Origin of the sequence: Rhodopirellula bahusiensis, from assembly GCF_002727185.1 — a bacterium.
GTDB classification, from domain to species: Bacteria; Planctomycetota; Planctomycetia; order Pirellulales; family Pirellulaceae; genus Rhodopirellula; species Rhodopirellula bahusiensis.
The window spans coordinates 505782-517467 of sequence record NZ_NIZW01000002.1 but is presented as its reverse complement, the minus strand read 5'-3'; the positions used below and the strand labels follow the sequence as shown (position 1 = coordinate 517467).

Annotated in this window: 11 protein-coding genes and 1 pseudogene; all 12 read left to right on the top strand. The window is 54.5% G+C overall.

The genetic code is table 11. The annotated features are described in order from the left end of the window. The first annotated feature begins 102 nt into the window (after positions 1-102). The 12 genes and pseudogenes from CEE69_RS04645 to CEE69_RS04570 all read left to right on the top strand — a co-directional run bounded on the left by CEE69_RS04645 (position 103) and on the right by CEE69_RS04570 (position 11209). Positions 103-1584 carry a DUF1501 domain-containing protein gene (locus CEE69_RS04645; protein WP_099259539.1) on the top strand — a complete coding sequence of 494 codons (1482 nt, stop codon included), beginning with the start codon at positions 103-105 and terminating at the stop codon, positions 1582-1584. 659 nt (positions 1585-2243) lie between these two features. After that, a complete protein-coding gene (locus CEE69_RS04640) occupies positions 2244-2723 on the top strand; it encodes a hypothetical protein (RefSeq protein ID WP_099259538.1) in 480 nt (159 codons plus the stop codon). 99 nt (positions 2724-2822) lie between these two features. Next, positions 2823-3383 (top strand): hypothetical protein, encoded by a 561-nt coding sequence (locus tag CEE69_RS04635; protein WP_099259537.1) that lies wholly within the window; start codon positions 2823-2825, stop codon positions 3381-3383. 174 nt (positions 3384-3557) lie between these two features. Continuing rightward, positions 3558-3989, top strand: a complete 432-nt coding sequence (locus tag CEE69_RS04630; protein ID WP_099259536.1) for a hypothetical protein — start codon at positions 3558-3560, stop codon at positions 3987-3989. A 641-nt stretch (positions 3990-4630) separates the two neighbouring features. Beyond that, entirely contained in the window at positions 4631-5032 is a 402-nt protein-coding gene (locus CEE69_RS04620) for a hypothetical protein (RefSeq protein ID WP_143549148.1), read from the top strand. Positions 5033-6007: 975 nt separating this feature from the next. Beyond that, positions 6008-6133: a hypothetical protein gene (locus CEE69_RS33460; RefSeq protein WP_261341334.1), complete on the top strand. Its 126-nt coding sequence runs from the start codon at positions 6008-6010 to the stop codon at positions 6131-6133. Between the two features lie 1071 nt (positions 6134-7204). Next, positions 7205-7330, top strand: a complete 126-nt coding sequence (locus tag CEE69_RS33455; RefSeq protein WP_261341334.1) for a hypothetical protein — start codon at positions 7205-7207, stop codon at positions 7328-7330. Between the two features lie 501 nt (positions 7331-7831). Continuing rightward, positions 7832-8473 (top strand): hypothetical protein, encoded by a 642-nt coding sequence (locus CEE69_RS04590; protein WP_233214719.1) that lies wholly within the window; start codon positions 7832-7834, stop codon positions 8471-8473. A 103-nt stretch (positions 8474-8576) separates the two neighbouring features. Then, a complete protein-coding gene (locus CEE69_RS04585) occupies positions 8577-8993 on the top strand; it encodes a hypothetical protein (protein ID WP_158230956.1) in 417 nt (138 codons plus the stop codon). A 603-nt stretch (positions 8994-9596) separates the two neighbouring features. After that, a pseudogene (locus CEE69_RS04580) lies at positions 9597-10041 on the top strand (DUF4269 domain-containing protein). 191 nt (positions 10042-10232) lie between these two features. Continuing rightward, entirely contained in the window at positions 10233-10481 is a 249-nt protein-coding gene (locus tag CEE69_RS04575; RefSeq protein WP_143549145.1) for a hypothetical protein, read from the top strand. Between the two features lie 119 nt (positions 10482-10600). Continuing rightward, complete coding sequence (locus tag CEE69_RS04570) at positions 10601-11209, top strand: hypothetical protein (protein WP_099259528.1); 609 nt, start codon at positions 10601-10603, stop codon at positions 11207-11209. The last annotated feature ends 477 nt before the right edge of the window (positions 11210-11686 follow it).

Here is an 11686-nt window from a genome sequence, read left to right as displayed (position 1 = left end):
TCTACAATGGGACGGCGGCGACTGACTAAGAACCCGCGTCAACGGTTCTTTGCGATCGTTCGCCCCCGCCTTTCATCTCACCTCCTGCCTCACCACCACGCCATGAACGCATCTCGATCAAGCCATTCAGGTAATTTCTGTGGTCGCACCCGTCGCGAATTCGTTTGGGAAACGGGATGTGGGTTCGGTGCCGCAGCGCTGAGTTCGATGCTGGCGTCCGATGGATTGTTGCCACACGCTTCGGCGTCACCCGCCTCCCAAGTCGCCGGCTCAGCCGGACCGATGGCGGTCAAACCACCGCACTTCGCTCCCAAAGCCAAGACGGTGATCTTCCTGTTCATGTATGGCGGCCCCAGCCACATCGACACGTTCGATCACAAACCCGCCATGAAGGGCATGGATGGCAAGACCGTCGATGTCAAAACGTTCGGACGCGGCGGACACAAAGCCGGCGGCCGAATCGTTGAACCTCGCTGGGATTTCGCTCCCCACGGTGAGTGCGGCAAAATGGTCAGCACGCTGTTCCCCAATGTCGCCAAGCACGTCGACGACATCGCGTTCCTGCATTCGTTGACCGCGGACTCGCCGATTCACGGTTCCGCCATGCTGATGATGAACAGCGGCAAAATCCTGTCAGGCTCACCGGCCCTGGGATCATGGCTGACGTACGGACTCGGCAGTGAAAATCAAAACATGCCCGGCTTCGTCGTGATGCTCGACCCAACCGGCGGTCCCATCAGCGGAGCCAAAAACTGGTCCAGCGGTTACATGCCTGCGACCTACCAGGGCACCGTGTTCCGCACGGAAGGCAATCCGATTCTCGACTTGAACCCGCCTTCGGATTTCCCGCCTGGATTGCAACGTCGTTTGATCGATTCAATTCAAGATGCCAACCGTCGCCACCTCGTCCAACACGTCGGCGAAGAACCCTTGGCCTCGCGAATCTCCAGTTACGAACTGGCGTACCGAATGCAGTCCGCTGCACCGGAAGCCGTTGACCTCTCGGACGAAACCGAAGAAACGCTTTCGATGTACGGCGTCAACAATCCCAAGACGCAAGCCTTCGGCAAACGCTGCTTGCTTGCACGTCGCTTGGCACAGCGTGGCGTTCGGTTCATCCAGCTCTACAGCGGCGGCGCCCACAACGACGACAACTGGGACGCTCACGGCGACTTGGAAATCAACCACAACAAACACGCCGGCGCGACTGATCAACCGATCGCTGCGTTGCTGGCCGATCTGAAACGAACCGGCATGCTGGACGAAACCTTGGTCGTTTGGGGCGGCGAATTTGGCCGCCAACCCACCGCGGAATACGCCAACGGCAGCGGCCGAGATCACAACGCCTACGGATTCACCATGTGGATGGCGGGCGGAGGAATCAAAGGCGGCATCAGCCACGGCACCACTGACGAGCTCGGTGCTGCGGCGGTCGAAAACCCGCTGCACGTTCGCAACCTGCACGCCACGATCCTGCATCAAATGGGCCTTGATCCCAACCACCTGTCCTACTTCTACGGCGGCCTCGATCAAAAGCTCGTCGGAGTCGAACACGTACGCCCCATCCACGAGATCATCGCCTGACCGGCACCCAACCGCAGCCGACCTCTCGTTCCCAACCCGCCGCGTAAGCAAGGCCTCTCCGGCCTACCATTCCCAACCCGCCGCGTAAGCAAGGCTCAACCCGTAGCCGGATTCGCCAAGAATTCGGACCGCGACTACCCCTCGCCCCAACCCGCACCGAGCCCGCAAGTCACGGCATCTTCTCGCCGCAGCTCCGCAACCCAACCCGCAGCGCAAGCAAGGCCTCCCCGGCCTAACATTCCCAACCCGCCGCGCCAGCAAGGCTAAATCCGTAGCCGAATTCGCCAAGAATTCGGACCTCAACTACGCTCGCGCCACCTAATACCGAGCCTGCAAACCACGGCGTTTTCGCGCCGCATCTCCGCATCCCAACCCGCAGCGTCAGCAAGGCAACACAGCCCGCTCATTCTTCCTGCAAGTGCAACTCCGGTCAGCGCGGATACCAACCAAGCCTTGCCAATTGATCTGCCAGCCTCGCCTGAATACCCCCTCAAATGGTAGAGTCGCAGCAGCCATGTGAAACGTCTAAGATTTCCAACGCGCCAGTGAGTCAAGTGATATTGCTCAAACACCCCAACTCACTGGCCTCGTATCACGCGATTCCCCGAATACGACCCTAGTGAGTAGGGTTGAATCCATTGTTACCCGACTGAAGATTCATGTTCATCCCTGATTCAATATCTGCGGTCTGGTTTGCATTCTTGCTGATCTCAGGATCAGCCGATCTGGCTCAACAACAGCGGTACGCCGACACTGCCCGCAACGTCACTGTTGGAATGACTGCATCGGATGTTGAATCACTTCTTGGTCCCCCAACACAACTATTTGAGGCAGGAGGAATACTTTCGCTGGTATTCATCTACGATTGCCAGCCGAAGCACTACTGCTACGGGGCGTCGGTTCATCTTGACAACGTCATTCTACCGGGGCTTCCATTTGCTAACCCGTTTCCGATACAAGTTCGATCGTTTGGCTACGCTGACACGGATGTCGTAATTCGTTTGTCGGCGACCAACGAAGTAATGGCGACAACGATCCCTGAACTTCCGGACGTTCCGGAAGCGTTCCACGGTATACTTGATGCTCGCAACTTTATTTCGACACTCTGCTCGCTGGCGGTGTCGGCAAACGGCGGGTAACCATCACATGCACCGAAGTCGGGCTTGCGGGCATTTTCAAATGGAACATCAACCGTCCCGACTCGGTGATGTGTAACGTTCTGCCAATCAATTCACTTAATGTTGAAACAACTACGGAATGCGATCTTTGGCGAACGTCGCCAACCAGTACCAGCATCGATTGTTGTTGATCCGACACAGCTCGTGCTTACATGCGAGGACACATCCGCCACGATCTCAACTAAAGTCGACGGAAAAAACATTTCCCATCCGTTTACAGAATGGACTGGCGACATCGAATGCCGCATTTTGGATGGTCCGCTCGGATTCCAATTGTTCGCTGAGTCCATTACACCTAGCGAACGCAAACTTGATTTGGTCCGACGAATCGTCACTTACGAACATTCATTGAAGAGTGATGCACTGAATGCCGTTTTCAAGTTTTTCGACGGGCTTCGCCGTGACCATGGCGTCGACTTTTCCGGTGTCATTGACCATTGGTCGCACGACGCGGTTGCGAGACTGATGCACTCTCCTTGCTGCCTAATCGATGACATTGAAGACGACCCAGAATCCCACAGTCGATTCATAGTTTCGTTCTCGACCCAACTTGATGAAGAGCATGGTATCGATGTCCTGGTGAACCACTGGCAAATCGTTGACTGTGGCTGTCTCGTCTGACACAAAGCATGGCAGAACCATGTGATGAACGGGAGTTGCGGGCGTCGTCTTTTCGTGAGTTTGAGTTGATTGGCCGCAACCCCGTGATCACTGACGTTCGCCCTCAACGTGACCATGCCGTCGAATTCCCCTGATTCACCGAGTGACCCCGCCTTGCTCGGATCCTGGCGTGTAATGTCTACGGACATGATCGTGGGCAAGACCGTCTCATTGATCGGAGGACTTCCGGGAGAGTACGTCGAATTTACACCTGACGGACGCTATCGAGTGGACTTATTGGATCGCAGGCCCAGCGAGAGTCGATATTCGGCTGCCGTCTCGGAACCCGATAGCTCGCTCGATGTATGGAATGTCGGCCTTGAATCATTGATTGCGCAATGCATCTATCAAATAGATCGGGATAGGCTGACCGTGTGTGTCGCAGGCAACCATCGCCAGCGCCCTACGGAAATTCGGCGGGACGATGACAAGCTCTGGTGCGTCATCACATTTACACTTGCTGCACCGCCAAAAAGACGTAAGCGGGTAAAGTCCGAACCTCTGCTGAAGAACGGGTCGCTCATTCCTGCTGCGTTCATGAAAGCCCCCAACGAAGAATCGAAGTGAACGAATCGAGGGTGAACAATTGCGTGAACCGGAGCGGCGGATCACGCGGAATTTGAAGTCAACGTCAACCGCCGCCGCCCGGTTACGCTAGCCGTTACGCCATTGAATCGCGTCGGTCCATCTTACTTCCGTCGCTATCCACCCAAGATCGAACCGAGATTCCAACGACATCGCCATACGAGCCGCCGCGGCCGACCGCAGCACAAGACGCAACAACTAAATCCCGGGCCTGGCTTTTCGCTTGGTTGCTGGGATCGTGGTCGCCGCTGGTGTCGTTAGCGATCGAGTTAACGTTGTTCTCGGTCCCTGAACCAGGGATTACATACTGGGTTGGCGGACAGTTGCTCGCGATTATTGCTTCGTTCCGGCTTGGAAACGATTTCGCTTCCCATTTAGGATATGTTGGTGGCTCCGTATTGCTCAATGTGTTGCAACTTTGCATCATTTGGCTGGGCGTGTACTTGGCCTTCAAATTTGACCTTATGTGAACGCCCTTCTGAATTCACAGATTTGAATTCACAACGGCAAATAACATTTCCGTGTACCGGAGTCGCGTGCCAAGCGTTTTAACAATGGTTAACTTTCTCGACGCGACCCGGTTACGGCTAGCATTCGTCCAACCAATATTGCCACCAGATCAAATGATACGATTTGCCAGACTTTTTACGGTATTGTTGGTCTTGTTTTTGCAGTGCATTGGATGTTCCGACGAAGAGCCCAAAGGCAAGGTTGGGTTGGTCTTGGAAGTCTGTACGTTCACGGCAGACTTCGCCAAAACTGACATCGAAAGTGTCGATCCAGATACAACCGTTGGTGAGGCCTTGTCGGGAGGAAATCTTACGGCAGATCTGCTTGCCGAAGCACTCTACACGCAGTCTCTCGAATCCAAGTTTGGCGTACAACAGTTCACGAACGCTGTACTTTCGGAAGCGTCTGCACGTGAACGCGGCGGGGAAAAGTTCAGAGGAGTTCCTTTGATGTCTTTCTCGATGGACGATATCGCTGAGCTGATCGAACAGCAGCGGCGAGACAATCCAGAGTGATTCAGTTTCACCGCAAGGCGAGATCAAAGGGCACGGAGGTCTTGCTGACTGCCAGGCTCTATCACTGACCCCCGCCCTTTTTTCTTAGCCGCAGTCGCAGGCTTGCTTGGCGACAACGCTTTGATCGACCGACGCACTTCACCGGGCCCCTACTGGTTTATGATGGCACTCCAAACTTTGGTTCTAATCGGCATGCCGATACTCATCGCCCTGGCTGGATAAGCAGGGCTGCAGAAATGATTGGAATGAATTTCATGAGCCATTTGCGTGATCGCTCCGGTCGTGCATGGGAACCGTGGCTAACACCCAATGGCACACAGACGCGAAGCCTCCTGGCGATCTGCTTCGTCGCAGTGCTTTTCGCCGGTTGCGAGGAGTGGCAGGCCCATGACTGACCAAACGATCGACATCTATTCAAACACCAATATGGAGGTTGTTTGATGGGCTGCGTTCCTTTCCCTGTACAACGATGACTGGAGCCCCTCGGGCTCATCGCCTCTCCTCTCGCCAAACAAAACCGTGTTCAAAAGCAAACCCAAGTCGTCCAACCCTGCGAAACTGAAACTGTCAAAAGATCTTTGGAGGCAAATCGAACCGGAGAAATTCGGTTTCACTGCGATGGCCAAAGACATCATGATCGCAACTTCCGGAAAACACACTGGCTACACCGGTTTATCCCAAGCCTTGCACATTGGTGATGTCGACGCGGGGTGGGTTGTCTCTGTAAAGCGCCCAATGGTGGCTGCGTACTCCATCGAACTTGACGCGGTTGTGCTCTTGGAAATGAACAAAGACTGGCCCGGTGTTGCATCATGGAAAAGAGGCCAACGGATCCTCGTGGTGAATGTCTATCCGCTGGACGGTCGCTCTGACCCACGAATTCCACCAGGTCCGAATTCACATGATCGTTTCCGAGATTTCAATCCGATTGTCCCTGCTCTGATTTGTTCGGATAGCAAAAGGATTGATTCCCTAATGCGATCGATACCAGAAAACATTTGGCAGCGTTCTTTGGAACACGCCAAGCTCGCAACATCCGTCGAGTCTCCATATATCCGCGATGGTCGTCCGTCACTCGCGGTACTTGGCTTTGCAATGTAAGCAGTCCGGGCAAGATCAAAGGGCACGGAGGTCATCTTGGCTGCCAGGCTCTATCTATGCCCGCCCCTTCTTCCTATTCTTACATCTGCCAGTTCGACTTCACCGTTGACGGCACAAGTCATTGGCGTGACACACTGAATCTCGTGCGTTCGGAATTTGGCGCCGACTACTATTGCAACAGCCAAGAAAAGGGGACGGGGGTCAAAAACAACGCATCACGCCAATTGACCCCCGTCCCCTTTTCCGAGTCCGTCCCCTTTTCCGAGTCAAACTTTGGTTCTAATCGGAATGCCGATACTCATCGCCCTGGCTGGATAAGCAGGGCTGCAGAAATGATTGGAATGAATTTCATGAGCCATTTGCGTGATCGCTCCGGTCGTGCATGGGAACCGTGGCTAACACCCAATGGCACACAGACGCGAAGCCTCCTGGCGATCTGCTTCGTCGCAGTGCTTTTCGCCGGTTGCGAGGAGTGGCAGGCCCATGACTGACCAAACGATCGACATCTATTCAAACACCAATATGGAGGTTGTTTGATGGGCTGCGTTCCTTTCCCTGTACAACGATGACTGGAGCCCCTCGGGCTCATCGCCTCTCCTCTCGCCAAACAAAACCGTGTTCAAAAGCAAACCCAAGTCGTCCAACCCTGCGAAACTGAAACTGTCAAAAGATCTTTGGAGGCAAATCGAACCGGAGAAATTCGGTTTCACTGCGATGGCCAAAGACATCATGATCGCAACTTCCGGAAAACACACTGGCTACACCGGTTTATCCCAAGCCTTGCACATTGGTGATGTCGACGCGGGGTGGGTTGTCTCTGTAAAGCGCCCAATGGTGGCTGCGTACTCCATCGAACTTGACGCGGTTGTGCTCTTGGAAATGAACAAAGACTGGCCCGGTGTTGCATCATGGAAAAGAGGCCAACGGATCCTCGTGGTGAATGTCTATCCGCTGGACGGTCGCTCTGACCCACGAATTCCACCAGGTCCGAATTCACATGATCGTTTCCGAGATTTCAATCCGATTGTCCCTGCTCTGATTTGTTCGGATAGCAAAAGGATTGATTCCCTAATGCGATCGATACCAGAAAACATTTGGCAGCGTTCTTTGGAACACGCCAAGCTCGCAACATCCGTCGAGTCTCCATATATCCGCGATGGTCGTCCTTCACTCGCGGTACTTGGCTTTGCGATGTAGGCAGTCCGGGCAAGATCAAAGGGGACGGAGGTCTTGGCTGCCAGGCTCTATCTATGCCCCGTCCCTACTTCTTATTCTTACATCGGCCAGTTCGACTTCACCGTTGACGGCACAAGTCATTGGCGTGACGCACTGAATTTCGTGCGTTCGGAATTTGGCACCGACTACTATTGCCGCGAAACCGTTTGCTTTGTCTGACGACGAAGCCTTACAATCGTCTACTACGTTTGACTCGGAAAGTGCGGACGACAGCATCACGTCGTGCGAACTTTCTCCGGTCAGCGACTGGGAACCGATCGACACCTGGCGTTCGCAATGGTGGCCTGAACTCCCAAGCGGATATCGACGCGAGTGCCTCCCGGAACTCGATTGAATTTGCACAAAATCATGCCGTGCACCGAAGCACGACATAGCGATTTTACAAATGGAAACACGCTGGCGGTGCTCCGTGACGACTCCGTTCTGTCAGAAATCTGTCACCCATGCACGATGAGGATCAGGATGAGATTTCGCAGCTTTGCCGTCCCGCTCGTTTTCTACACGCTCACGACCTTTGCTTCTGAGCTACCCGCCCAGAATCCGACGCCAGAGTTGATCGCACGGCAGCGATTTAACCAGGTGTTCGTCAAGGTGATCATCCCGGTCACCGATCGGACTCCGAAGCAAAATGGACCCGTCGTCGAGTCCTGGGTTGCCGAGCAACTCAAAGAGCTGGGCAAGACCGGGTATTTCGCTGTCACAGACTGGGTGCCTGTTTGTGACGGGCTGCTTGAAGACGATATCGTCGACAATGACGTATGGGATGGTCGTCTTGACGGCAAACACCCCTTTTGCCCTGTCGGCGGAGACATTCCTGAACGCAGAAACGGACGCGTGCTGGTGAGCGTTGTTGGCTGGTCGCCAGCCTCAGGATATGAGGCGAGAGCCACACTGGCGGATGAACCTGGGACTCGAGCAGTTGAGCCCGTGCTGTATTATATCTGTCAGCGGAGAGAAAAGGCCAGCTCAGGGCGAGCAGCCGATGGCCTACGTGGCCGTCATCATTGGGCCACCACCTCAAAAGCCTGTCACGTCACCCAACAATGGCGAATAGGCAGCATCGTGCATCACACTGAAACGCCGCATCGGGCGGTCGCAAATTGAAAACACATTGGCCGCACTTGGTGATTGCTGCAGCTATCCTACTTATAGTCAATTGCTCCAACTGCCTTCTCGCTTAGGAAATACTATGAGACTTCCACGACTGTTGATCCTGTCCGGCTTCGGTGGCATTGCGACTTTCGCCCTTGCGAACATGCTGCCATCGTCATTCATCGCCGATACCGTTAGTAGCATGGGGGCGCTTTACGGAATCCTCCTGTTCACAACCGGGATCTTTGCGATTGCCTCGGCTTTGGCGAACGATCTGTTGAACGCGCCTAATGGTGCGGTTTTGAAATCACGTTGGATTGTCTTCTTGCCAGCGATCATTGGCGTTGTCGGCGTATGCCACGGCTACCTCAGCATGGCACCCTATCGCTCTGTGCTTCCCGAGGACATCGCTTTTCCTCACAACACCATCTGGGCCACCATGACTGTCGGCGCGCTGCTCACACTCGCGGCTACGGCGATCATGTTCGCTAGGCAGCGTTCAAGCGACGAGCCAACGTTACTTCCTCGCTGACGTATTTCATTGCGTCTCGGATTTCAATTCACATCGACGGTCAACCACAACGTGCCCCGGCGCACGCGTCCTGAGCGGTTTAGCCTGTAAAGACTTTTCGATGCATTCCCGGTTACGCGTGACATCCCCCGACTGAAATGCCTCGACACCCCAAGGAACCACGGCCATTTCATTTGCCGCCAAATCGCACGATCCAAATCCGTACGCGGCGTCTGCGTCGGTTTGCGATGCAGCCCTAGTTGACAGGGTACCAGCTCGGGCTCCCTGGATGCGTCGGCTCATTGTGCTGCAAGCAATTGTGATAGTCACCTCACTCGCCGTCGAAGCTTACCGGCACGAGACCATTATCGGTTCTGGTCCAATCTTCTCGCTCGTTGGACTGGTCATCGCTATTCTCGCACTCCGAAATCGCGATCATGCTGCAATGGTTTTTGGCGGTTCCGCAATCGCGTTCGCTTCGCTAATCGTATTCTTGATAAACTACAACTCCTGGGGACCTCCACAAGGGAATCGTCCAATTACCATCCTGTCATTCACTTACGCAGCGTTCGCGCTTCCGGTCTCTGCTTGGCTTGCTTTCGCGGGGCCAAAGTCGGCTCGGTGATGCACGAAGTTGTTTCACTTGATGTTTCTTCAATGCGAATCACGTACAAAGACGCAATTGAGAACCTCGGCTTGTTTGCAAGTTTGCGGCCTTTTGATCCGAGCGTGTTTGGAACACCACCGCTTGGAATTGATGTACCTGAAAGCGATATCGACATCGCTTGTCATTGTTCAATTCAATGCGTACGGATGGGACTTTGAGATCTTCTGCCAACCAATCCCGACGAATAGCCAGTGGGGCGTACGGCACTTTCGGATTGAACAGCGGTTGCTTGCGTTGTCTCCTGATCTAAGACCAGCGGTGTCGGCGTTGAAACGGTCGGGAATGAAAACTGAACCTGCATTTGCCGAAACCCTTGGATTGCCTGGTGATCCCTACGTCGCAATCCTTGGTCTCGAGCAAACCGACGAAACGGAACTGTTGGCGATAGCTACGGCGCGATGAATGATGGGATCGCAATGCGCTGCACGCGATGGTGATCTGCGATGGTCGCACGAAATGGCTCCGCCCCTTTCTATTTGGCCGACAAACAACTTATCGTCAGACGGTGCTGCAGCGCCGAACCGCTAATTATGACAAGGCACACTACGAAAGTGTTGAGAGAAAACGAAATCATTCCAATTGAGATCTTCGCCATGCAGTTTCGACTCGGCCTCGTGCGTGCCGCAACCGCCGGACTGGCGTTCTGGAACGCGACCTTTTCCTTCCCGCCCAATGACGAATGGCCACCCATCTCAGAAGATGAATTCATCCGGCGATGTTCGCCGGGCGTCGATCGAGAACGTGCACTCAGAGTTCGTCGAATCATTGCGGAACAACTGGATATCGATTACGACCGAATCTATCCGGAACAACGCTTCGTCGAAGATTTGGGATGCGATTGACTCTGTCGACCGCTGCGAGCCGACCACTGCGTATCCAATGGTGACGCACTTCTCTCGGACCGAGGTCCGCACTTGAGATGCCGCCCAACAAATCCAAACTTTTACGCCGCCGACGACCTATGAAATTATACGTCTTGAAGATTGGCATTTTCGCAATGATGGCGTTGCTATTGAAAACGCACTCCTCTGCAGATGAATTCAAGGTTTACGGAACGACCACCGCATTCTCAGTCACGCCAGAAATCTTGGCGAAAACGCCGAAATGGAACGTCGGTGAGGAGCCGATTCCTTGCGACGTTGCCAAGGCGATCCAGATTGCAAAGACCCGACACGAACGAACAAAGTTCACTGGATTCGGCAACCTGCACGCGTGGGCGTTTCACCGTGCCGTGCTCGTTTCAGCGGATGAGAATCGCTTCTACTGGCTAGTAACGTACAAGGGTCCGTATGATGCGTCTCTGTTTAAGGGTCCGGGCGGCTATTCGTACCCGGGAGCCACTACCCGCTACATCCACTATCCGGTTCTGATGAACGGACAGCTAGCACCCGAGCTGCCTCCAAACGAAAAACCAAAGCGAACTCCGAGCGAAACGCTCGAGCACCTTGAGTTTCGCAACTGCCTTGAAAAAGCAGGCTGGCCACACCTATCAAATGAATTCACCGAATTTCTTGATTCTCGGATCGAGGATCCATTTGCTCCCGCGAGCAACGAACCGAACGTGCCATAGGCAACTGTTGCTGCATTGCGACGGCCCCGTCCGGGGCGGTGCGGCGTCTGATGGATCGGTACTCGGGGTTGCCACCCCGAGCTACTGAAGCGGACTCCTCCGGAGCCAGTTTGATTGACGATTTGAATGGTGTCGTCTTGGCCAGTGGTTTGTCAGGCTTGAAACCTGTACCTGGCCGAACCGGAGGGCTCGCGCCCTGACGCTAGAAATGGTAGCGGAACGGCGCGAGCCGTCCGGTGTCACCCCGAGTTGCTTCATTGCAAAACTATCAGTACTTGGGGATGCCGCCCCGAGCTACTGATGCGGACTCCTCCGGAGCCAGTTTGATTGACGATTTGAATGGTGTCGTGTTGGTCAGTGGTTTTTCAGGCTTGAAACCTGTAGTTGGCCGAACCGGAGGGCTCGCGCCCTGCCGCTAAAACTGGTAGCGGAATGGCGCGAGCCGTCCGGTGTCACCCCGAGTTGCTTCATTGAGAA

Excerpts from the sequence above, each read along its gene's own strand:
- CEE69_RS04645 (WP_099259539.1), top strand. The coding sequence starts at position 103 with ATGAACGCATCTCGATCAAGCCATTCAGGTAATTTCTGTGGTCGCACC.
- CEE69_RS04640 (WP_099259538.1), top strand. The coding sequence starts at position 2,244 with ATGTTCATCCCTGATTCAATATCTGCGGTCTGGTTTGCATTCTTGCTG.
- CEE69_RS04635 (WP_099259537.1), top strand. The coding sequence starts at position 2,823 with ATGTTGAAACAACTACGGAATGCGATCTTTGGCGAACGTCGCCAACCA.
- CEE69_RS04630 (WP_099259536.1), top strand. The coding sequence starts at position 3,558 with ATGTCTACGGACATGATCGTGGGCAAGACCGTCTCATTGATCGGAGGA.
- CEE69_RS04620 (WP_143549148.1), top strand. The coding sequence starts at position 4,631 with ATGATACGATTTGCCAGACTTTTTACGGTATTGTTGGTCTTGTTTTTG.
- CEE69_RS33460 (WP_261341334.1), top strand. The coding sequence starts at position 6,008 with ATGCGATCGATACCAGAAAACATTTGGCAGCGTTCTTTGGAACACGCC.
- CEE69_RS33455 (WP_261341334.1), top strand. The coding sequence starts at position 7,205 with ATGCGATCGATACCAGAAAACATTTGGCAGCGTTCTTTGGAACACGCC.
- CEE69_RS04590 (WP_233214719.1), top strand. The coding sequence starts at position 7,832 with ATGAGATTTCGCAGCTTTGCCGTCCCGCTCGTTTTCTACACGCTCACG.
- CEE69_RS04575 (WP_143549145.1), top strand. The coding sequence starts at position 10,233 with ATGCAGTTTCGACTCGGCCTCGTGCGTGCCGCAACCGCCGGACTGGCG.
- CEE69_RS04570 (WP_099259528.1), top strand. The coding sequence starts at position 10,601 with ATGAAATTATACGTCTTGAAGATTGGCATTTTCGCAATGATGGCGTTG.